General features: G+C 63.8%; 22 protein-coding genes. 6 read left to right on the top strand and 16 right to left on the bottom strand.

Translation table 11 applies throughout. From position 1 onward, the window contains the following. Nucleotides 1-306 precede the first annotated feature (306 nt). From QQM37_RS04200 to clpS, 4 genes are read right to left on the bottom strand one after another with little or no spacing between them, the layout of a single operon-like run. On the bottom strand, nucleotides 307-1,104 hold the full coding sequence (locus QQM37_RS04200; protein ID WP_285725284.1) for an MBL fold metallo-hydrolase: 798 nt from the start codon (nucleotides 1,102-1,104) through the stop codon (nucleotides 307-309). After that, nucleotides 1,101-2,048 (bottom strand): glutamate racemase, encoded by a 948-nt coding sequence (gene murI / locus QQM37_RS04205; RefSeq protein ID WP_285725286.1) that lies wholly within the window; start codon nucleotides 2,046-2,048, stop codon nucleotides 1,101-1,103. Before murI ends, QQM37_RS04200 begins: the two co-directional genes overlap by 4 nt. Beyond that, nucleotides 2,045-2,713, bottom strand: coding sequence for a DUF2017 family protein (locus tag QQM37_RS04210; protein ID WP_285725287.1), 669 nt, complete (start codon nucleotides 2,711-2,713; stop codon nucleotides 2,045-2,047). The genes murI and QQM37_RS04210 overlap by 4 nt, the downstream gene beginning before the upstream one ends. Continuing rightward, nucleotides 2,706-3,020, bottom strand: a complete 315-nt coding sequence (clpS, locus tag QQM37_RS04215) for an ATP-dependent Clp protease adapter ClpS (RefSeq protein ID WP_285725289.1) — start codon at nucleotides 3,018-3,020, stop codon at nucleotides 2,706-2,708. Before clpS ends, QQM37_RS04210 begins: the two co-directional genes overlap by 8 nt. Nucleotides 3,021-3,061: 41 nt before the next feature. Between clpS and QQM37_RS04220 the strand changes: the two genes are divergently transcribed. Together QQM37_RS04220 and QQM37_RS04225 are read left to right on the top strand one after the other, a co-directional pair. Continuing rightward, nucleotides 3,062-4,417: a nicotinate phosphoribosyltransferase gene (locus QQM37_RS04220; protein ID WP_285725419.1), complete on the top strand. Its 1,356-nt coding sequence runs from the start codon at nucleotides 3,062-3,064 to the stop codon at nucleotides 4,415-4,417. After that, nucleotides 4,414-5,055 (top strand): isochorismatase family protein, encoded by a 642-nt coding sequence (locus QQM37_RS04225; RefSeq protein WP_285725290.1) that lies wholly within the window; start codon nucleotides 4,414-4,416, stop codon nucleotides 5,053-5,055. Before QQM37_RS04220 ends, QQM37_RS04225 begins: the two co-directional genes overlap by 4 nt. 6 nt (nucleotides 5,056-5,061) lie before the next feature. On the opposite strand, the gene QQM37_RS04230 is transcribed toward QQM37_RS04225, so the two are convergent. From QQM37_RS04230 to QQM37_RS04260, 7 genes are all read right to left on the bottom strand, one after another. Next, the gene (locus QQM37_RS04230) at nucleotides 5,062-6,882 is read right to left on the bottom strand and encodes a DEAD/DEAH box helicase (protein WP_420030117.1); all 1,821 of its coding nucleotides are present in this window, start codon (nucleotides 6,880-6,882) and stop codon (nucleotides 5,062-5,064) included. Nucleotides 6,883-6,975: 93 nt separating this feature from the next. Beyond that, complete coding sequence (locus QQM37_RS04235; protein ID WP_285725291.1) at nucleotides 6,976-7,293, bottom strand: DUF3039 domain-containing protein; 318 nt, start codon at nucleotides 7,291-7,293, stop codon at nucleotides 6,976-6,978. 67 nt (nucleotides 7,294-7,360) lie between these two features. Then, nucleotides 7,361-8,143 (bottom strand): glucosamine-6-phosphate deaminase, encoded by a 783-nt coding sequence (nagB, locus tag QQM37_RS04240; RefSeq protein WP_285725292.1) that lies wholly within the window; start codon nucleotides 8,141-8,143, stop codon nucleotides 7,361-7,363. 110 nt (nucleotides 8,144-8,253) lie between these two features. Then, a complete protein-coding gene (locus tag QQM37_RS04245; protein ID WP_285725293.1) occupies nucleotides 8,254-9,825 on the bottom strand; it encodes a transporter in 1,572 nt (523 codons plus the stop codon). Then, nucleotides 9,801-10,571, bottom strand: coding sequence for an ABC transporter ATP-binding protein (locus QQM37_RS04250; RefSeq protein ID WP_285725294.1), 771 nt, complete (start codon nucleotides 10,569-10,571; stop codon nucleotides 9,801-9,803). Before QQM37_RS04250 ends, QQM37_RS04245 begins: the two co-directional genes overlap by 25 nt. 82 nt (nucleotides 10,572-10,653) lie before the next feature. Beyond that, nucleotides 10,654-11,658 carry a tetratricopeptide repeat protein gene (locus tag QQM37_RS04255; RefSeq protein ID WP_285725295.1) on the bottom strand — a complete coding sequence of 335 codons (1,005 nt, stop codon included), beginning with the start codon at nucleotides 11,656-11,658 and terminating at the stop codon, nucleotides 10,654-10,656. A 92-nt stretch (nucleotides 11,659-11,750) separates the two neighbouring features. After that, the gene (locus QQM37_RS04260) at nucleotides 11,751-13,940 is read right to left on the bottom strand and encodes a prolipoprotein diacylglyceryl transferase (RefSeq protein ID WP_285725297.1); all 2,190 of its coding nucleotides are present in this window, start codon (nucleotides 13,938-13,940) and stop codon (nucleotides 11,751-11,753) included. 283 nt (nucleotides 13,941-14,223) lie between these two features. On the opposite strand from QQM37_RS04260, the gene QQM37_RS04265 reads away from it, so the two are divergent. Continuing rightward, entirely contained in the window at nucleotides 14,224-15,549 is a 1,326-nt protein-coding gene (locus QQM37_RS04265) for an AI-2E family transporter (protein ID WP_285725298.1), read from the top strand. Nucleotides 15,550-15,556: 7 nt separating this feature from the next. Here QQM37_RS04265 and QQM37_RS04270 read toward each other — a convergent pair whose 3' ends face one another. After that, nucleotides 15,557-16,342 carry an alpha/beta hydrolase gene (locus tag QQM37_RS04270; RefSeq protein ID WP_285725299.1) on the bottom strand — a complete coding sequence of 262 codons (786 nt, stop codon included), beginning with the start codon at nucleotides 16,340-16,342 and terminating at the stop codon, nucleotides 15,557-15,559. A 63-nt stretch (nucleotides 16,343-16,405) separates the two neighbouring features. Beyond that, complete coding sequence (locus QQM37_RS04275) at nucleotides 16,406-16,735, bottom strand: hypothetical protein (protein ID WP_285725300.1); 330 nt, start codon at nucleotides 16,733-16,735, stop codon at nucleotides 16,406-16,408. Between the two features lie 72 nt (nucleotides 16,736-16,807). Between QQM37_RS04275 and nucS the strand changes: the two genes are divergently transcribed. The 3 genes from nucS (at nucleotide 16,808) to QQM37_RS04290 (ending at nucleotide 19,332) form a co-directional block, all read left to right on the top strand. After that, complete coding sequence (gene nucS / locus QQM37_RS04280) at nucleotides 16,808-17,494, top strand: endonuclease NucS (protein WP_285725301.1); 687 nt, start codon at nucleotides 16,808-16,810, stop codon at nucleotides 17,492-17,494. A gap of 72 nt (nucleotides 17,495-17,566) precedes the next feature. After that, nucleotides 17,567-18,778 carry an N-acetylglucosamine-6-phosphate deacetylase gene (locus QQM37_RS04285; protein WP_285725302.1) on the top strand — a complete coding sequence of 404 codons (1,212 nt, stop codon included), beginning with the start codon at nucleotides 17,567-17,569 and terminating at the stop codon, nucleotides 18,776-18,778. A gap of 350 nt (nucleotides 18,779-19,128) precedes the next feature. After that, the gene (locus tag QQM37_RS04290) at nucleotides 19,129-19,332 is read left to right on the top strand and encodes a cold-shock protein (RefSeq protein ID WP_285725304.1); all 204 of its coding nucleotides are present in this window, start codon (nucleotides 19,129-19,131) and stop codon (nucleotides 19,330-19,332) included. Nucleotides 19,333-19,397: 65 nt separating this feature from the next. Here the strand turns inward: QQM37_RS04290 and QQM37_RS04295 are convergent, their stop codons facing one another. From QQM37_RS04295 to atpD, 3 genes are read right to left on the bottom strand one after another with little or no spacing between them, the layout of a single operon-like run. After that, nucleotides 19,398-19,814, bottom strand: coding sequence for a DUF2550 domain-containing protein (locus tag QQM37_RS04295; protein WP_420030122.1), 417 nt, complete (start codon nucleotides 19,812-19,814; stop codon nucleotides 19,398-19,400). Between the two features lie 27 nt (nucleotides 19,815-19,841). Continuing rightward, nucleotides 19,842-20,123, bottom strand: a complete 282-nt coding sequence (locus QQM37_RS04300; protein ID WP_285725305.1) for a F0F1 ATP synthase subunit epsilon — start codon at nucleotides 20,121-20,123, stop codon at nucleotides 19,842-19,844. Between the two features lie 2 nt (nucleotides 20,124-20,125). Then, nucleotides 20,126-21,580 (bottom strand): F0F1 ATP synthase subunit beta, encoded by a 1,455-nt coding sequence (gene atpD / locus QQM37_RS04305; protein ID WP_285725306.1) that lies wholly within the window; start codon nucleotides 21,578-21,580, stop codon nucleotides 20,126-20,128. Between the last annotated feature and the right edge of the window lie 51 nt (nucleotides 21,581-21,631).

Below are 21,631 nucleotides of genomic sequence, written 5' to 3' on the forward strand. Positions count from 1 at the left end.
CTGAGGACCCCGCAGAGGGTTGCGTTGGAGCTGTGGCGGTACCGGGCAGCAGCTGACGCTCCGGGGGATGGGAATGGCCAGCATCGGGTCTCCAGTGATTCGCTGCTCTTCTTAGCATGCCCGGTCCGCACGGACGCTTCGGCGAATCATGATCGTCGCAATGATCGCAAGAATGATCAGGAGGTGCTTATTCCGTTGTCGTTAGCGAAATCGAAGCCAAGGGGATCAATGCCGGATGCACGCTAGGCGGCCCTTGCGCGCACCTAACACACCGCAGGCGCCCCGGCTACATCCTGTAATCCCGCCTCACACCATGTAATGAACGCCTGCCGCAGCCACGGAGACATTGCCGTCGAAGACCTCACGGGCCTCGGCCAACACCACATTGGGTTCATTCCAGACGGGCAGATGGGTCAGCAGCAGCCGCTTCACTCCGGCATCCCGCGCGGCGATACCAGCCCGCCGTCCGGTCAGGTGCACCCCGTCAATGCCGTCATCGCGCCCCTCTTCGAAGGCGGCCTCGCAGAGGAAGAAATCCGCGCCGAGCGCCGACGCGATCAGACCGTCGCAGGTATCGGTGTCCCCCGAATAGCTAAGCACCACGCGTCGATCGAGGCCGGTACCGTCGAACTCCTCCACCTCCACCCGGAGCGCATACGCCTCTTCCATCGGATGAGCCACGGCATGAGGAGTCACGGTAAAAGGCCCGATCCGCACGGACTCTCCCTCAGCCCAGGAGGAGAAATCAAACTCTTCGCGCATCCCCGGCTCCGGATCCAGGCCATAGGCCGTCGCCAGCCGGTCCGCGGTGGCCTTGGGTCCCCAGACCGGAATACGCCCACGGTGCCAGCCCCGGGGGTTCCACCGGATGGCCACGTGAAGTCCACACAGATCCATACAGTGATCGGGGTGCAGATGGCTGAGCATGATGGCGTCGATGTCTTCCAGGTCCAGGTACTTCTGCACCGAGCCCAGGGCTCCGCTGCCCAGATCCAGTAGAATCCGCCAGGTGCGCTGGCCGTCATGAGCACTGAGCAGATAGCACGATGCCGGCGACTGCGGCCCGGGGAACGAGCCGCTACAGCCCACGATGGTCAGCTTCACCGAGCCAGCCCCTGCCCGGACGTAGCGGGAACGGCTGGTTCATACCCCACCTGGGCGTGCGCTGCGCGGAGCATCTCCGGGGTGATCCTGGCGAGCGATCCAGTGGGATAGTGGGCTGACACATGCGCCACATGCTCCACGGACAATACCTCCGGACCCAGGAACCGCCGGGCCAGAGTCTCAAAGCTCTGGGCGTTGCCGGTGGAGACGAAGCGGTGTTGCGGCGGCCAGTCGTCGGTGCGTTCCAGATCGTGTTCCAGCAGCGCCTTGTAGACGTCCTTTGCCGTTTCCTCCGCGCTGGAGACCAGCGTCACGCCATCGCCCATCACGTAGGAAATCACGCCGGTGAGCAGCGGATAGTGCGTACAGCCCAGCACCAGCGTGTCCACCTGGGCGGCCTTGAGCGGGGCCAGATACTCCTGAGCCGTCCGCAACACCTCCGGACCTGAGGTCACCCCGGATTCGACGAAGCGGACGAACTCAGGGCAGGCGACGGCGGTCACCTCCACCTGAGGTGCTGCCGCGAAAGCGCCCTCGTAGGCGCGCGAACCCACGGTGGCCTGAGTGCCGATCACGCCGATCCGACCATTGCGCGTGGCGGCAGCTGCCCGCCGCACCGCCGGCTGAATCACCTCGACCACCGGGATGCCGTGCTTGAGGGTGTAGCGTTCCCGCGCATCGGGCAGGACTGCGGCGGTCGCAGAATTGCAGGCGATCACCAGAAGCTTGACGCCGGAATCCACCAGCTCATCCATCACGCCCAGGGCATTGGCCCGCACCTCGGCAATGGGCAGCGGGCCGTAGGGCGCATTCGCCGTATCCCCCACATAGAAAATCGATTCCTGAGGCAGCTGATCGATCACGGCGCGCGCTACCGTCAGGCCGCCCACCCCCGAGTCGAAAATGCCCACCGGCGCCTGCGGGTCCAGAAGAACCTCACTCATCGGGCGCCCTCCCCGGGATCCGGCTCCAGGTCAAGAAGCTCCAGCATGGCCATCACCAGGGAATCGTGGATGGCCGCCACCAGGCGGAAAAGAGCCAGCAAGGACTCATTCTCCGCATCGTGATCCGAAGCGTCCCTCGCGGCCGGGTCTTCAGCCGCACCCTCCGCCTGGCCGAAGACGGTATCCATGGCCTCCGGGCTGTCCAGGCCGATCCGGGCGGCCAGGGTCAACCGGATGCTGTTGAGCGCTTTCGCCAGAATCTCTGCCTGATTCGCCTCCAGATTCAGCTCCACCGGCTCGAGGAGCAGCGCTGCCGCACGTAGTGTGGCCACTTTTCCCTGGCGGACCGTGCTTTCGCTCAACCGCCGCCATTCGGCTGCAGCATCTGCGGCGGCATCGGCCTTTTCCTGACTGTCTTCAGCATCGTGAGGCTGCGTGATGCCGCTGGGGAGCAGCCATTTCAGCGCCAGATCGTGCGGCTCACCGGGGTCTTCCTGCCAGCCGACCAGTACCGCCAGAGGATCCGGCTCTGTGCCGTCCTGTCCAGGATCACGGGTCTGCAGCAGTTCAATCACCGCGCTGCAGAGTCCCTGCAGCAGATGGCGTTCATCCTCGCCGATCCGTCCGTGAATCCTCCCGCCACGGATCACAAAACCTCTAGTCATCGCCGTCCTTGCGCACGGTGGCCTGGAGCCCATAGGAATGCATGGCCTGCACATCGGTCTCGGCCTTTTCCCGACTTCCGGTGGCCACCACGGCGCTGCCCGCATGATGCACCCGGAGCATCAGCTCCTCGGCGTCCTCAGCGGAATACTTGAAGTACGTCTGGAAAACATAGCTGACGTAGCCCATGGTGTTGACCGGATCGTCCCAGACCACCACCGACCAGGGCCGCTGCGCATTCTGCTGGGCCGCGGCATCGTGCTCAGCCGCCGTAAGGCTGCCTGCATCTGGCAGCGTACTGATGGTCATAACCTCTTATTCTAGGCGTCCCCGCTTAGAGTGATGGTGTGATGTCGATCAACCCCACCCGGGATCTCCAACCCGGCACCCGAGCCCTAGCCCCTGTCAGCCTGATGACGGATCACTACGAGCTGACCATGCTGCAGGCTGCCCTGCGATCGGGCACGGCACTACGCCCCAGCGTTTTCGAGGTGTTCGCCCGCAGGCTGCCGGAGGGCCGCGGCTACGGCGTGGTCGCCGGGACCGGACGGATTCTGGAGAACCTCTCCGCCTTCCGCTTCGGCGAAACTGAGCTGGAATTCCTTCAATCACGCCAGGTTGTCGATGCGCGGACCCTGGATTTCCTGGCGAACTTCCGTTTCACCGGCTCAATGTACGGCTACGGGGAGGGTGAGGTGTACTTCCCCAACTCGCCGCTGCTGGTGGTGGAGTCCAGCTTCGCCGAGGCCTGCCTGCTGGAAACGTATCTGCTCTCCGTCCTCAATCACGACAGCGCCATCGCCTCCGCCGCCTCCCGGATGAGCGGGGCCGCAGGCAGCCGCCCCTGCATCGAGATGGGGTCCCGGCGCACCCACGAGGAGGCCGCTGTGGCCGCTGCGCGCGCCGCCGTCATCGCCGGCTTCGCCAGCACCTCCAACCTCGAAGCCGGCCTGCGCTACGGCCTGACCACGCAGGGCACTGCCGCTCACTCCTTCACCCTGCTGCACGATTCCGAGCGGGAGGCCTTCGCCGCCCAGCTGGCGAGCCTGGGCAAGGACACCACGCTGCTGGTCGATACCTACGATGTCGTTGCCGCCGTGCGCACCGCCGTGGAGCTGGCGGGGCAGGAACTGGGCGCTGTCCGGCTCGACTCCGGGGATCTGGTGGCCCTGGCCCGCCAGGTCCGGGCCCAGCTGGACGAACTGGGCAATACCTCCACCCGGATCGTGGTGACCTCCGATCTGGACGAATATGCCATCGCTGCCCTGGCCGCCGCCCCGGTGGATGCCTACGGCGTCGGCACCTCGCTGGTCACCGGCTCCGGCGCCCCCACGGCCGGGATGGTCTACAAGCTGGTCAGCCGAGCGGGCGATGACGGCACCTTCGTGCCGGTGGCCAAGGCCGCGAAGAACAAGGCCAGCGTGGGCGGCCGGAAACGCGCTCTGCGCCGACTCAACGCACGCGGGGTTGCCGAGGCGGAAGTGATCGGCATTGACCATGAACCGGCCGATGACGGCAACGACCGGGCGCTTATGCAGGACTTGGTGATCGACGGAGTGGTGCAGCCGGGCTGGACCGGACCGGAGGCCGTTCACCGCGCAGCCGAACGGCATCGTGCCTCCACCGCCGAGCTGCCGGGATCCTGGAAGCGGCTACAGCGTGGGGAACCGCTGATCCCCACGCTGTACGAAACTGACCCGGTATGATCAGTGCGGATTCGGAGCAGGCTGGCCACACCGGGCACCAGGAACGCACCGCGACGGCGCTGATTGCGGTGGATATCCAGAACGACTTCTGCGAGGGTGGCTCGCTGGCCGTCAACGGTGGGGCAGCCGTGGCCCGCGGGGTCAAGGAGCTTCTGAGCAGCGCCACCAGGGACTACGAGGCCGTGCTGGCAACCGAGGACTGGCACATCGATCCGGGCAGCCACTTTGCCCAGGCACCTCAGGCTCCGAATTTCATCGACTCCTGGCCCGTGCATTGTGTGGCGGGCAGCCCCGGGGCACAGCTTCACGCACCGTTGAGCGAGGCGGATTTCCAGGCGGTCTTCCGTAAGGGCCAGTTCAGCGCAGCCTATTCCGGCTTTGAAGCCCGTTCCATACAAGGCTCCGCACAGGGTTCCAGCCAGGAGCGGGGCCTGGACGAGTGGCTGCGGGCACGCGGAATCCAGGCCGTGGACATCGTGGGCCTGGCCACCGACCATTGCGTCCGTGCCACCGCACTGGATGCCTTGCAACACGGCTACCGGGTGCGCATCCTTACTGGGCTCTGCGCCGGCGTCGACGCCGAGGCTTCCCGAAGTGCGCTGCTGGAACTGGAAGCCACCGGAGCGATCCTCAGCTGATGAGGCCTATTTGCGCCCGATGAACCAACCCTGCAGCTTGGCGATCCGCTCCTGAAGCTGACTCTCGTTAGCCTGTGCTACTGCGGGCCCGCCGCACTGCTGGCGCAACTCGGTGTGTACCACGCCATGCGGAGTCCCGGTCCGTGCCGACCAGGCCGAGACATTCCTGGCCAGCTCGGTCCGCAGGTCCATCAGCTGCCGGTGATCCGGCAGCGCCTGTGGCGCAGAGTCAGAAACCGAAGCAGTCCCCCGGGCCGCAGAGCCCTTCCGACGCCTGCTGAGCTGCTCCGCCTGCCGCTGCCGCAACAGCACCGATACCTGATCCGCGTCCAGCAGACCGGGAATCCCCAGGAAGTCCAGTTCTTCTTCACTGCCGATTTCTCCACCGGTACCGAACTCGCCACCATCGAACAGGACGCGATCAAAGGAGGCCTGGGATTCCAGCGCCTCAAACCTGGTTTTTTCCAGTTCTCCGGAGGCCTTCTCCTCACGATTGGCCTCCAGCATCTCAGCGTCTTCGGTGGCGAAGCCATCCGGTTCTGCTTCCGGCCGGTCCAGGGCGTGGTCACGCTCAAGTTCGAGCTCATTGGCCAAGGCCATCAGCTGCGGCACCGAGGGAAGGAACACGGAGGCCGTCTCGCCCCGCTTGCGGGCGCGCACAAAACGACCCACGGCCTGGGCGAAAAATAGCGGGGTGGAGGTCGAGGTCGCGTACACCCCGACGGCCAGGCGCGGCACGTCGACCCCTTCGGAGACCATCCGGACCGCCACCATCCACCGCTTGTCCCCGTGAGAGAACTCATCGATCTTCTTCGAGGCACCACCATCATCGGAGAGAATCACTGCCGGAGATTCACCGGTCAGTTTTTTCAGCTGACCGGCGTAGGCCCGGGCATCCTCGTGATCGGTCGCGATCACCAGGCCGCCGGCATCGGGCACGGAGCGCCGCACTTCGGAGAGTCGCTTGTCCGCCGCTGCCAGAACGGCCGGGATCCATTCGCCCAACGGGTTGAGCGCGGTTCGCCAGGCCTGGGCGGTGATGTCTTTGGTCACGGCGGAGCCAAGGGTCGCCGCCATCTCCTCACCGGCACTGGTCCGCCAGCGCATCTGGCCGGAATAGGCCATGAACATGACGGGACGAACCACGTGGTCCTTCAGCGCTTCACCGTAGCCATAGGTGTAATCGGCTTTGGAGCGACGGATGCCGTCCTGATCCTCCTGATAGTCCACAAAGGGAATCGGCGAGGTATCGGAGCGGAAGGGCGTACCGGTCAGAGCCAGCCTGCGACTGGCTGGCTCAAAGGCCTCCCGAATACCGTCACCCCAGGACAGGGCGTCCCCAGCGTGATGGACCTCATCCAGGATCACCAGCGTCTTACCGGCCTCGGTTTTCGCCCGGTGCAAAGCTGGTTTGGACGCCACCTGAGCGTAGGTCACCGCCACGCCGAGGAAGTCCCGGCCGTGGCGGCCGTCGGCATTCTTGAAGTTGGGGTCGATCGCAATGCCCACCCGTGCGGCGGCATCGGCCCACTGACGCTTGAGGTGATCGGTAGGCGTGACGATGGTAATCCGGTTGACCTGGCCGGAGTCGATCATCGCACGCGCCGCAGTCAGCGCGAAGGTGGTCTTTCCGGCACCGGGCGTAGCCACCGCCAGGAAGTCCTGTCGGTTTCCGTCAAAGTAGCGATGCAGCGCCTCGGACTGCCAGGCGCGGAGTTTCTGTGCGGTTCCCCAGGCGGCCCGTTCCGGATATGCCGGAGAGAGGTTGCGTGCGGTGGTGTTCAGAGCAGGGTCTTGTGGGCCTGATCCGAAAAGCGTTTCTGTCACGTGTGGTGCTCCCGAGCAGGCATGAAAGAGCAGCCCGCCATGGTGTGGTGATGAAGAAGGTCCGGCTCAGCTCGTTGAGGCTGAGGAACCAGCTCATTGATCCTTGTTACCGTCATCCTTCCCGGGACGCAGGCCATCGTAAATGGCCTTGCATTCAGGGCAAACAGGAAACTTATTGGGGTCGCGGCCAGGTACCCAGACCTTGCCGCAGAGCGCAATCACCGGCTCCCCGCTCAGCGCGGATTCCAGAATTTTCTCTTTGCGCACATAGTGCGCAAAGCGTTCAGCATCGCCAGGTTCAAGCTGTTCGCGCTGTTCGGTGCGCTCCAGGGTCGCCGTGGATCCACCCGGGCCTTGCGGCATTCCGGGATCGTTGTCGAAGGGATCGGGAGGCATACTCATACCGTTCATCCTACCCAACTGTTATTGGTCAGGTGCCGGACGCCCGGTTCCGCTGAAGCGACGACCAGGCAGCGATTCAGAGTTTCTGCCAGCTCGGCTTGTTGTTCCAGGTATGCCGGTAGTAGCCACCCAGGCTCAGCCCGGAGGCCGCTGCCTCGTCCACCAGGAAGGTCACGTGCGGGTGGAACTGCAACACCGAGGCGGGGCAGATCGCAGCGACAGGACCTTCGACGGCGGCCTTCACCGCGCTGGCCTTCCCGGCACCCGTCGCGATCATCACCAGATGGCGAGCGTCCATGATAGTGCCCAGGCCCTGAGTCACCACGTGATGTGGTACCTCGCCCAGGGAACCGAAGAACCGGGCATTGTCCTGACGGGTCTGTTCCGTCAGCGTCTTGATCCGAGTCCGTGAAGCGAGCGAGGAGACCGGCTCGTTGAATCCGATGTGGCCGTCTGTGCCGATCCCCAGAATCTGCAGGTCGATACCGCCAGCGGCCACTATCTGGGCTTCATACTCGGCGCAGGCCGTGGCGATATCCTCCGCCGAGCCGTTGGGTGCACTGACCCGGGAGGGGTCAATGCCGACGCGCGAGGTGAATTCGCGCTGCAGTACCTCCCAGTACGACTCGGGATGGCCGGCAGGAAGCCCCACGTATTCGTCCAGCGCGAAGCCGCGGGTCCGGCTGAAGTCCAGCCCTTCCTCGGCGTGCCGCCGGGCCAGTTCGTCGTAGATCGGCAGCGGCGACGACCCTGTGGCCAGACCCAGGACGGCCTCCGGCTTGGCGACCACCAGAGCCTCGATCGCGTCAGCAGCAAACCTGCCGGCCTCTTCCTTGTCCGAAAGGATAATAACTTCCACGCAGTCCTGCCTTTCCGAGAAAAACCTGGGCCAACCGGCCAGAGTCCATTCTCCGGCACGTCGCACCAAATACTCCAGCCAGCGTGCGAGTCGGGAGTTTTTTCGGGGCGCTATTTTTGTGCGCTCAATGAGGCGAAAAGTTCCGGAGCCCGACGATCGTAGATTCTTCCGCCCACGACCAGTCCGGTCACCATCAAAGCACCACCCAGCACGATGCCGACCGCCAGCGAGATCCAGCCCAGAATGATCTGATGCCCCAGTACCGCCATGAGAGTCAGAATGAGCTCAGGGAGCGCCAGCAGGGCAAGACCCAGCAGACCGACCATTTGCAGGAGCGCTACCGCGAAATTGTTCCCTGGCCGGGATTTGAAGGGATTGTCACCGGGCGCCGGCACATTGAAGATCCACAGGGCGGAGGCCACCGAGCCGAGCCCCACACCACTGAAAATAATGCCGAAGACCAGTCCGAGCTGCGCCGGGAACGTAGACCAGGCGCCGGTCAGTGCAGCACCCAGCGCCGCGTAGAGCAGCCCCAGGATCACGGAGGGCACCATATAGGACACCGCACGGCCCAGACGATCCGCGAGTCCGGAGACTCCGGTGGCCAGATGCAGGGCGAAGGCGGTGTTGTCATAGGAGGTGTCTGAGGCCAGACCCCAGATCAACAGGTAGACAGCGATGGCGCCGGCAAAAGCCAGCAGACCTATCGACCCGCTGCGCAGCCCCGGTATCACCGTCACCAGGGGCAGGATCGGTGCCACGACCAGGCTGCCCACATACCGTGGGTCGCGGACAAAATAGCTCAGGCTGCGCGCAGCCACCGCACCCCAGGGAGTGGCCGGGAACTGAGCAAAGAATCCGAGCTTCCCAGCCGCCCGCGCCTTGCTGGCCACATGCACCGGATTCACCAGAGCCCGGGCAAGACTCAGCTTCCAGAGCCAGGCAAGCAATGCGGCGGTCACCACAGCGATCAGGAATTTAAGTCCGGCGGCGCCCCAGGCCCCTCGGGCAATATCCGCGGGAACGGACCAGGGTGCACCCAGAGGGGTGTAGGAGAGCGCCTGCGCAAAGCCTGGCAGGAACTGCCCCAGGTCACGGATCCCCTGCATGGTTCCGGTGATGATCGGGCCCAGAAACATCAAAGGAATGAGCAACACCAAAAAGCTGAGGTCGCGGAACTTCCGGGAGCCACCCAGATTGCTGCTCAGCGAGGTGAAGGCCCGCGAGCCCAGCACGCAGATCGCCACACCGATCAGGCCGCAGAGCAGGGCAGCCACGGCCGATAGGGGATTCCGGATCCAGGTCAGCGCCGTCGCCAGGGCTGCGATCAGCGTGATCGCCCCAGGGACACCTACCAGCGCAGCGAGGCCCAGCCCGGTCAGCAGGCTCGGCATCGGTACCGCAAACGTGACAAAACGCCCCGGGTCAAGAGTCATGTCCAAGCCTGCGGTAAAGATTGGGACGACCAGCCAGCCCAGGATCAGCGCGGATCCGGCCAGCACCACGGCGGTGCCTGCAAGATCGAGCGGAGCAAAGGCCAGTCCCGCCAGGCCGGCCACCGCCAGAACCAGAACGCCAAGGCCGTACACCGCGGCAATGATGAGCCCCACCAGCTGCCCAGTACTCCGCTTCAACGAATTACGCAGAATGGCGAACTTCAGTCTGACGAGGTCCGCAACCATGCCAGCCCCTCCCCCTGATGCCGCCCACCGACCAGCTCCACAAACCGATCCTCCAGGCTCTGGCCTGCCCGCACCTGATCCACGGTTCCTGCAGCAAGAACGACTCCGCCAGCAATCACAGCCACGTGATCACACATTCGCTGAACCAGGTCCATCACATGACTGGACACAATGACCGTGCCACCGGAACGGACGTAATCGCTGAGGATATCCCTAATATTGGCAGCCGAGATCGGATCCACCGATTCGAAGGGCTCGTCCAGCACCAGCACCTTCGGAGCATGAATCAACGCCGAGGCCAGGGCTATTTTCTTCGTCATACCGGCCGAGTAGTCCACCACCAGATTTCCGGCATCCTGGGTCAGGTCCAGGGCACCGAGCAGATCTCCCACCCGGCTGGCCACCGTTTGCCGGTCCATTCCCCGGAGCAGGCCGGAGTAGGTGACCAGCTGCTCGCCGCTCAGCCGGTCAAAGAGCCGCACACCGTCCGGCAGGATGCCCATCAGTTTCTTGGCCTCCAGGGGCTGCTGCCAGACATTGACGCCGTGGACCCAGGCCTCGCCGGCATCGGGGCGCAACAGGCCGGTGGCCATCGACAGCGTGGTGGTCTTGCCCGCGCCATTGGGTCCGACCAGCCCGTAGAAAGAACCGGACGGAACCTCAAGGCTGACCTGATTGACCGCGATTTTGCTCTCGAACCGTTTGACCAGGCCCCTGATGCTCAAGGCAGCAGTGTTCTCAATCATGGTTCCACGCTATGTCCCGAAATCCGGGAAAGGGTCCACCTTAAGGACTAAATGGAATCCATCTTAAGGACTAAATAGCGACTCAGAACAGCGCTCGAGCCAGGGCCTGCCGGGCCGAGCGCACCCGCGGGTCCTGCCCACCAACGACCTCGAAGAGCTCCAACAGACGCAACCGGGCGATCTCCCGCGCCGACTCATGGTCCGCGCCGGGGTGAGTGGCGATGAACCGGACAATCCGGGACAGGGCATCCTCAACGTGGCCGCCCAGCAGGTCCAGGTCCGCCACCTCCAACTGAGTCTGGACGTCATCGGGATTCTCAGCGGCGCGCGTCCGCAGTCCCTCGGCGTTCTCAGCATTCATCGCCTCGGTGCGCTGCAACAGACCGACCTGAGCCAGCCCGGCTTTGGCATCATTGTCCGCCGGCCGTTCCGTCAGTGCCGCCCGGTAGGCGGCTTCAGCCGCAGCCAGGTCGCCGCGGTCGATGGCGTCCAACGCCTCCTGGTGCAGCGGCGGCAACGGTGGAGCCTCGGGCTGTGCATCGGCATCGCCCAGGGTCCCCTGTACGCCGTGAGCAGCAGCGAGCTTCAACAGCTCCTCGAGATAACGGCGGGTATCCGACTCTCCCAGATCTCCATTGAAGAGCGGCACAGGCTGTCCTTTGACCAGCGCCACCACCTCGGGAACCCCCTGAGCGCCGAAAGCCTGGGCAATCTGTGGGAACTTTTCCACGTCCGCAGTGGCCAGTAACATCCGGCCCACATAGGCGGCGACCAGGCGGTCCAGCGTATCTACGACGGCGCGGGACTGCGGCGAATAGCCTGCATACATGGCCACAACGACCGGAACCTCGGCGGAAATCTGCACAAGGTCCGGGAAGCTCTGCTCCGTCACCTCCACGGTGAACTGATGCCCCCCTGAGGACTGTCCCAACGCACCCGGCGCGCCCCCTCCGAGGGCACTCTGGCCGATGGCGCCGAGGTCAACCGCCCCACGCATGGAGGCGGGCATCGACGGTTCCGAGCCACCAGCCCCCGTAGAACGCGAAGAGCCAGCGGTGCGAGCAGGGGTGGAGAACGGTTCACTCATAGTCTTCAGCTTATCGATCTTCCTGGATGCTGTGGCAGCATCCCCAAGGTGGGGCGACGGCACCGCGAGGGCGCGCCTCCTGAGGCTGTGGTTTATTGCTTGAACGTCGCGCTGGTGAGCCCACGCTCGGCCGCCACCACATCGATCTTGCCACCGGGCGCCGGCGGGATGTGCACCATGACGTATTCATGGAAGGTCAGCACATAGCCCTTTTTGGTGGAGTCGCCTCCGGCCAGTGCCTTCGATCCTGGGTCGGTCAGTGACAGGGTCGCACCGTCTGCCTTGGGCGTCGCATCCACCGTGAAGGTCAACGAGCCGACCACCATCAGTCCGCCATCGCTGGTGACAAAGGACTTCACCGAGGCCGGGTCCACCTCATGTTTGAAGCCGAAGTTTGCATCCTTGGCATCCGCCACCAGTTTGTTCTGGAAGGCAGCCAGATCCGAGACATAGGTGGAGTCCGCAAAAGAGGCCTTCGCATCTCCGTCGGGTGCACTCAGAAGACCGGCAAAGGCGGACATGGCCGCGTTCGGCGTCCTGCTCGCGGTACCGGCAGCATCATTGGCCGCCAGCGCTGATCCCCCAGCGGACACATTCGGCAGGGTCTGACCGGGGAGCATTCGCGCGGTAGCCACCAGTTTGTAGTTTTCGCGCGGGTTTGCCTGGACCAGCGTCAGAATCTGAGGGACCAGATTCTTGGAGTTCTGCGTAATCGCCAGGGTGACGCGCGGCCACCGGCGGTCGGTGGAGACGACCTGGCTCAGTCTGGTTTCCGCAGCCACAGGTTCGCGGGCCGCGTAATCCGGCGCACTGGCACGAATCGTGTAATTCGCGGTGCGCTCCAGCAGTGCTTCAGCACCAACGCGCGGGGCCAGCAGTTTGGCGTCCTTGGCTGCGTCGGCGTTACTGACCGTCTGCGCCACGGAATCCAGCACTCGATTGAGTTGCGAATCGCTCAGCACGGGAGCCGCGTCGCCCTGCTGTGCGGCCGCATTCGGTGTTCCCGAGGCAGTAGCGGTGCTGGAAGGGCTTGCTGAGCTACCTGGGCTGGTGGACGGGCTCGACGAGCTGGTCCCCGACGGGCTGGGGCTCTCATCTGCCCGGGCTGTGGTGGGCTGCAGCAAGCCAGCCGCCAGCAACCCGGCCAAAATCAGGCCCACCGAGGCAAGACCTGCACCCCCTGCACCAGGCCCCTTCTTCGGTTTGGTTGCCTTGACCGGCAGAATCGGCTGGTCAGTGTTGGTGGCCTTGGCCACGCCGTCCGGCTCGTCAGAGTCCTTGACCTCGGTTTTTTTGACCTCGGTTTTTTTGATCTCGGCTTTTTTGATCTCGGCCGAGCCTCCTGCAGGGGATTCTTCAGAGGTGTCTGTTTCCGCAGACTCGGCGTGGTGAGACTCAGATGCGTCGTGGGACTCGGAGGCAGGGAGCTGAGCACCAGTCTTTTCAGCCGTCTTTTCAGGCACCTCAGCCTTTACCGGCTCATCGGCGGCTGCCGCAGTGGTGGTACTCACCACGCCCTCTGCCGAGGTTTCCTGCACCGTGTCTTTCCCGGCAGTTTCCTTCGTCAGGTCGTCTCCGGCAAGCTGGGGCAGCATGCCCGTCGGCGGGGTCCCCGCGCTCCGGCGCCCGGCACTTGGGCGTGCCGACTTGCTCTTATTACTGCGCAGCACCCGGCTGACCAGTACATACAGCAAGGCCAGCAGAATCAGAATGCCACCAGCCACGATCAGCGGGACGGCCCACGGGGTCGAGTTGTCCTGAGGCACCGTGACCGAGACCGAGTCCGCCGCAGCCGCCTTGCCATCACTGGCCAGCAGCACGGACCATTTGCCGTCATCGATAGGCTTCCAGTCCACGCTGACGGTGCCGTTCCCGGTCTGCTCACGCTGCCAGAGGTCAGAACCAGCCGGGTCAGCAGTGGGTCCGTTCCCGGCTTGGTAACTGGCCTGCAAGGACTGATGATCATCGGAGATCCCGGTTACCTGAACGTGTGGGGTGGTACCCACCCAGGCATCCACGTCGTCGCTGCGGCCCTGGATCAATCGCAAAGTTCCCGGGCCTTCTGCCGTGATCGTCATCGCGCCCGTCTTCTGCTTCAGAATCGACGAGTCCAGAACGATCAACGGAGCACTACCTGCCCCCTCCAGGGAGGAGAGCGAAAGCTTGACGGTCACTGACGATGGCGGCAACCACACAGTGCGCTGAGCGACCCCCCAGGAGATGAGCAACAGGCCAACGATGACCACGGCGAGCGGACCGAGCCACTTCAGTTTTTCGCGCACGATGTCTTCCTCACAACCATTCACTTCGGCTCCCACCGCGAGCAGGCCACGGCTTATTCATTCCCTTAAGGGTAACCGTTTCGTTACCAGCCGCGCCGCCCCGGGCGCTGTGCACAGCCTGGCATCCGGCTCCCGAGGCACCTGGACCGGCCAGGAACAGCTCACTGCTGACTCTGGCGAGCACCCCGGATTCAGACTGCTCCATGGGTATAGTTTCCATATCGACAGGATGAACATGGGCACGAGGAATGTACGCAAAGCCCATAGTGAGCAGGGAGCCAGAGTGAGCACGGAAAGTTCAGAAAACACCCGGTCGAACCCGGCTGGCACCACGAGCGCGAACCCCGTGCATCCGCCCGTTCCCTCGAGCGTTCAGGCACAGCAACCCCTACCCAGTAACAAGCCTGCCCACTGGTGGACCTCGATCACCAAGCAACTGCGCAAGCCGCTCCCCGGGGCCCAGCCACGCATGCGCTTCGAGCCGCCGGCAGAGGAGGAACCCACCACGGAGGATTCGGGGCAGCCGATCCAGAGTCCGGCCCGTACGCGTTCCGAGGGCCGGCATCAGCAGTTCGTCTTTGCCCACCCCATCTACTTCGGGTTCATGGCCACGCTGGGTGTCGGCATCGCGCTGGGCCTCTATTTCGTCGCCGTGAGTACCAATCAGCTTCTGCTCTGGATTCTGACCGCGCTGTTTATTGCCCTGGGTCTGGACCCTGTGGTCCGCTGGCTGGAAGCCCGGAAGATCCCGCGGGCCGCCGGCATTCTGATCACGCTGGCCGTTCTGGTCAGCGCCGTCGTCGGCTTCTTTGCCACCCTGATCCCCACCATCGTCTCGCAAACCACTCAGCTGGTGACCAAGGCGCCGGGCTGGGTCAATGACTTCCTGAACTCAGATTTCTTCAAGAACGTGGACTCCCAGTTCCATGTCCGGGACCGCATCTCTGAAGAGGTTGCCAAATTCTTCGGCAACTCTCAGGCCGTCGGTGGGGTGGCCGGCGGCGTGCTGGGGCTGGGTTCCTCGATCGTCAACGGTCTCTTCGGTGCGCTGATCGTCCTGGTGCTGAGCCTGTACTTCCTCGCCTCACTGCCCAATATCAAGCGCTGGGGCTATCTGCTGGCGCCACGCTCCAATCGCAAGAAAGTGGAGGCGCTGAGCGAGGAAATCACCACCTCCGTGGGCAACTACGTGATTGGTCAGGTCTGTGTCGCTCTGATCAACGCTGTCTATGCCTTCATCGTGATGTCGATTGTCGGCGTCCCGTTCAGCATTCTGCTGGCCTTCGTGGTGGCTTTGCTGGCGTTCATTCCCCTGGTGGGCGGCATGATCGCGGGAATCCTGGTCAGCCTCGTAGCTCTCAGTGCGGGGTGGCAGACCGCGCTGGTCTATGCGGTGCTGTATTTCGCCTATCTGCAGTTCGAGGCGTATTTCGTCTCACCGCGCATCATGCAGAAGGCCGTTGCTGTTCCCGGTGCCGTGGCAGTGATTTCAGTGATTGCCGGCGGAAGCCTCCTGGGTGTGCTGGGCGCCCTGGTGGCCATCCCGACGGCGGCGGCCGTGATGCTGTTGATCCGGGAGTTGTTCCTCACCCGGCAGAATCGCCTGTAGGGCCACCTCAGAAGGAGCTCATCGGGCCGTTCCAGCTGGTGGGGAGCGGTTCGGAGACGCCCAGCACGGTGTCAGCGATCTCCTGCAGCGCCCGGGCCGCGAAGCGTTCGCCCACCCAGAGATGCTTGGCACCCTCAACCCCCACGACCCGCGCCTGGGGAACCCGGGCAAACCGCTGTGCAGCCTCCTCCGGGCGAAGGTAATCATCGAATTCAGGAACCAGCACGGTCAGCGGCTTGCCCGAAGCGGCCCAACGGTCCAGATCGGCATCGTCGGCGCGTTTGAGCGGCGGCGAGAGCAGAATCGCTCCCTGCGTCTGCTCCGCCACCGGGGTAACAGCACCGTATTTGAGCGCCAGTTCAGTCCCGAAGGACCACCCCACCAACCAGCGGTTCGGCAGTCCCCGGTCGAGCGCGAACTGGCTTGCCGCACGGACGTCTGCCTCCTCACCGATGCCCTCTTCAAAGGCGCCCTCGCTGCAGCCACGAGGCGAGGAGGTACCACGGGTATTGAAGCGCAGGACGGCGATCCCAGCCAGTGCGGGCAACCGGGCGGCAGCTTTGCGATACACGTGGGAGTCCATGAAGCCACCGTGGGTGGGCAAGGGGTGCAGAGTGACCAGGGTTGCGCGTACCGGGCCGTCCGCGGGGAGCGCCAGTTCACCCACCAGGATGAGCCCGTCCTCCGTGTGCAGCTCGATCTCCTCGCGATGTGCGGGAAGAACTGAAGAGGCTTTGATCTCCTGAATTGCTTCGGGGTCCGCGGCTGGCTGCTGACTGGCACTGATCGTCATAGCATCCATCCTAAATCGGAGCTTTCCACTACTCACGTCCCCACCGAGATTCAGCCTCGCAACTTAGCGTCTGCGGAAGCTCCGGCCCCGCCAGCAGGCGCTGTGCCAGTGGCGGCGCGCGGCAATCGCCTCTGCATCGCCGAGAATCCAGTCCTGCTGCCAGACCACCAGATGCGCCATGCCCGGCGGGATGCTTCCGCCGCATCCGGGGCAGCTGTACGTTTTGCGCGCTGCGGCCGGGCTGACCAGGCGCACCATCCACTCGCCATCCCCCGCTCGCTCCACGCGGTGCAGACCACCCAGGATCCTGCCGGCGTCGAGCGGTCCGGGTTCCTGCTCCTGCCGAGCCGAAGATGCCCGTACAGCACGGCGGGGACGGTTGGTTCGCGGCATGCTTCTATTCTGGGGCATGCTCCGCCTCAGGAGCCGCACCGTCGGCCGCCGGAGCACGGTAGGGTGAAACGCGTGCGTTTGGTGATTGCTCAGTGTTCTGTGGACTACGAAGGTCGGCTGCGTGCCCACCTCCCCCTGGCCACCCGTCTGCTCCTGGTGAAAGCCGATGGATCCGTACTGGTTCACTCCGATGGCGGCTCCTATAAACCACTGAACTGGATGAGCCCCCCGGCCACGCTGCGCGTGGTGACCGAAGGTCTCGATGACGGCGTGGCCGAGCAGTGGATTGTCCAGTCAGCAAAAACGGACGACCGGCTGCTGGTCACCGTCCACGAAAAACTCCACGATTCCGCCCATGAACTAGGCATCGACCCGGGCTTGATCAAGGATGGCGTGGAAGCAGATCTGCAGCGGCTGCTCGCCGACCAGATCGAGACGCTGGGCGCTGGGTTCAGCCTGATCCGCAGGGAATACTCCACGGCAATCGGACCGGTCGACATTCTGGCCCGCGATGCGGCCGGCGCCACGGTGGCCATTGAACTCAAGCGGCGCGGCGATATCGATGGTGTTGAGCAACTCACCCGGTACCTCGAGTTGCTCAACCGGGACCCATTGCTGGCACCCGTCCGCGGAATTTTCGCGGCACAGCAGATCAAACCTCAGGCCCGCACGTTGGCGGCCGATCGTGGCATCGACTGCGTGACCCTGGACTACGATGCCATGCGCGGTGTGGACGACAGCGACTCACGCCTGTTCTGATCCTTGACGCCCACTGTGGATCCCACTACGCCCCCCCTTTAGATGCCAGATGAGGCTCACTAGAATGGCTCTATGAGCCTGCCTTCTGCCTCCCCCCAGCGCGCCCTTTTCGGAACCCTCATCACCGACGGGAGGCGGATCGAGGAGGGCGTACTGGCCTTCAGCGGCGACCGCATCGACTATGCAGGGCCGGCTGCGGACTTCGTCCTGGAACCCGGTGCCGAGCTGGAGCATCTCGCGCAGGGTGCCCGGATCCTGCCGGGACTGATCGACGTTCACAACCACGGAGCCGATGGCGGAGATTTCCCTGCAGGTGAGGAGGAGGGAGCCCGGCAGGCCGTCGACTACTTGCACCGCCACGGCACCACCACCCTTCTCGCGTCCATGGTGACGGCCAGCCGGGAAGATCTGCTGCGCGGCATCGAGGTTCACAAGGCCCTGGTCAAAGAAGGTCTGATCGCGGGCATTCACCTCGAGGGCCCCTTCCTTTCCGAGGCCCGCTGCGGCGCCCAGGACCCGGCCTACCTGCTGGAACCCGATCTTGAGCTGGCCCGGGAGCTGCTGGAGGCCGGCGAAGGCAAGATCATCACGATGACCTACGCGCCGGAGCTGCAGGGCGCCCAGGCCCTGGTGGACCTGCTCACGGAGCACGGGGTGACCCCCTCCCTGGGGCATACCGACTCGGATGCCCCCACGGCTGCCAACTCGCTGCTGCGGTCCCTGGAGGGCCTCAGCGGCTCCGGCTTCGATGGCAATGCGGGCCGACCCACGGTGACGCACCTCTTCAACGGCATGCCACCCATGCACCACCGCTCCCCCGGGCCCGTCGCGTCCTGCCTGCGTCTGGCCAGCAGCGGCAAGGTCGCCGTGGAGCTGGTGGCAGACAACACTCATCTGGACCCGCAGACGGTCCTGACGGTCTTCGAGCTGGTAGGAGCAGCAAATATTCTGCTGGTCACCGATTCGATGGCCGCCACCGGGCTGGCGGATGGCAGTTACCGCCTGGGACCGGCGCAGGTGACGGTCCGTGACGCCGTGGCGACGCTCGACTCCACCGGGTCCATTGCGGGCGGCACAGCCACGCTACTTCAGGTGGTCCAGCGCACTGCCGACGCCGGAGTTCCGTTGGAAGATGCAGTGCTCAGCGCCACCGCGGTCCCGGCCCGGATGCTGGGCCTCTCCGACGAACTGGGCAGTCTGCGACGCGGGTTGCGGGCAGATGCCGTCGTGCTCGATGGCGAGGGTGCGCTGAGCGCCGTTTTCCGTGCCGGGGCGCGCCTGTGACAGCATCCCTGGTCCACGCTGAGCTCCGCTGAGGCTCCCTGAGCTCTCTCTGGGAGAGCTGCACAGACACTTCTGAGCCCCGTCTGGGCCTGCTCAGGGGTAGTTTCTGGAAATTTCTGGTGAACTTTACACCGAAACCTGCCCTCTCGCATTGACCTACACCCTTTACCGTGGAATGCTAGAGGCAGTCTTTGTGTACGTGTTTTTCATGCTCGCAAGACAAGTTGCGAGCGTGAAGCGCCCGGAATTGACCACTTAGTGTTGTTTGTTCAGGATTCTTCTCGCGCAGTGACTGGGGATCTGCATACAACGGTGCAGATTCACACCGTTTCACCACGAGGAGATATTCAATGGCTCAGGGAACCGTCAAATGGTTCAACGCGGAGAAGGGCTTCGGGTTCATCACTCCCGATGGCTCTGAGAACGATGTTTTCGTTCACTACTCCGAGATCCAAACCAAGGGCTTCCGCACTCTGGACGAGAACCAGCGTGTTGAGTTCGAAATCGGCGAGGGCTCGAAGGGTCCGCAGGCCACAGGCGTGAACGTTATCTAGTTCTCATCTGCAGATAAAAGTAGGGCTCCGGCTTAGCCGGGGCCCTACTTTTATGTCTTCAGTGTTTACCGCCAGGTACCTACACCGACCACCGGCCCAGCCTCCAGCCACGAGCTGAGGCCAATATAGGCCTCAAACTTCATGGCCAGCATGAGCTCCTGCCCTTCATAGCGCATCAGTACGATGACGCAGTCGGGCTGAATATGGGCTCTTTCACCCTCTGTGGGGTCTCTGCGCCCCAGCAGCTCCAGGGAGCTGCGCTTGTAGCTGTATCGCGGCAGCGGGCTCAGGGAGAGCAGTCTGAACCATTCGAGATCTGTGTCCTGATAACGACAAACCCCCATCCGCCAGCGATGGCCTGCTGGACGGATGGAGGCGTCGACTGTCCCCAGCGCCCCCCGCAGGAGGGCTCTCCGGACAATAAATATTGCAATCAGAAGCAGAATGGCAAGAAAAACAGCCCCCAGAACAACTAAGGCGATTTCCGACTCATCGCTCAATTCGGTCGCTTAGTGCGCGGCACTTGCCGGGTCGGCAAGGTGGGCATTGTCTGCAACGATGACCACCCGGTTGCTGTCCACCGAGAAGAAGCCGCCGTCGACCTCCACCTGAAAGCGCGAACCTTCAGTGGGAACGATCTCCAGCTGACCACCAGCGAGCAACGCCAGGATCGGCGCGTGCCCCGGCAGGATGCCGATGTCGCCATCGGACGTGGTCGCCTTCACCAGGCTCGCCTCGCCAGCCCACACGAAGTGGTCCGCCGCGACGATCTCAACCTCGAGCACAGCCATGTTTACTTGGTCGATTCTTGAATCTTGGCCCACTGACGCTCGACGTCCTCAAGGCCGCCGACGTTGAAGAAGGCCTGCTCAGCGATGTGGTCGACATCGCCATTGCAGATGGCGTTGAAGCCCTCGATGGTGTCCCGGATGGACACCGTGGAGCCCTCGACACCGGTGAACTGCTTGGCGGTGTAAGTGTTCTGCGAGAGGAACTGCTGAATGCGGCGTGCACGCGAGACGATGATCTTGTCTTCTTCAGAGAGCTCGTCAACACCGAGGATCGCGATGATGTCCTGCAGTTCCTTGTTCTTCTGCAGGATCTGCTTCACCCGCACCGCGGTGTTGTAGTGATCCTTACCCACGTACTGCGGGTCGAGGATACGCGAGGTAGAGGTGAGCGGATCCACAGCCGGGTACAGACCACGCGAAGCGATTTCACGGGAAAGCTCCGTGGTCGCATCCAGGTGGGCGAAGGTGGCCGCAGGTGCCGGGTCGGTGTAGTCGTCAGCAGGAACATACACGGCCTGCATCGACGTGATGGAGTGTCCACGCGTCGAGGTGATGCGCTCCTGGAGCAGACCCATCTCATCAGCCAGGTTCGGCTGGTAACCCACGGCCGAGGGCATACGGCCCAGCAGCGTGGAGACCTCGGAACCGGCCTGGGTGAAGCGGAAGATGTTGTCGATGAAGAGCAGCACGTCCTGGTTCTTCACATCGCGGAAGTACTCCGCCATGGTCAGAGCAGACAGTGCCACACGCAGACGCGTTCCCGGCGGCTCATCCATCTGACCGAACACCAAGGCGGTGTCCTTCAGAACCCCAGCCTCATCCATTTCAACCCAGAGGTCGTTTCCTTCACGGGTACGCTCGCCCACACCTGCGAAGACCGAGGTACCACCGAAGTTACGAGCCACACGAGTGATCATTTCCTGGATCAGCACCGTCTTACCCACACCGGCACCACCAAACAGGCCGATCTTGCCACCCTGGATGTACGGGGTAAGAAGGTCGATGACCTTGATGCCGGTCTCCAGCATTTTGGTGGAGCCTTCGAGCTGATCGAAGGTCGGGGGCTTGCGGTGGATCGGCCAGCGCTCGGTGATCTCCAGCTCGGACTCTGCAACGTCCAGGGGCTGACCCAGGACGTTGAAGATGTGTCCCTTGACAATCTCGCCGACGGGCACCGAAATCGGGGCACCGGTGTCGGTCACCGCAGCACCGCGCACCAGACCATCGGTGGCCTGAAGCGAGATGGCGCGAACCAGGTTGTCTCCCAAGTGCTGAGACACCTCAAAGGTGACTGTGTGGGTCGCACCGTTCAGGGTGATCTCGGCAGTCAGGGCATTGTAGATACCGGGGATGGCGTCAGCCGGAAACTCGACGTCGACAACCGGACCGATCACGCGGGCGATACGGCCCGTAGCGCCAGCGGTGGTCACTCCCTGTTCGGTTGCTGTGGCAGTCATCTCTCTCACTTCACTTGGTGTAGATGGCGTGGTGCTCATGGTGTACTGATC

The organism is Psychromicrobium xiongbiense (assembly GCF_030271165.1).
Taxonomy (GTDB): Bacteria; Actinomycetota; Actinomycetes; order Actinomycetales; family Micrococcaceae; genus Renibacterium; species Renibacterium xiongbiense.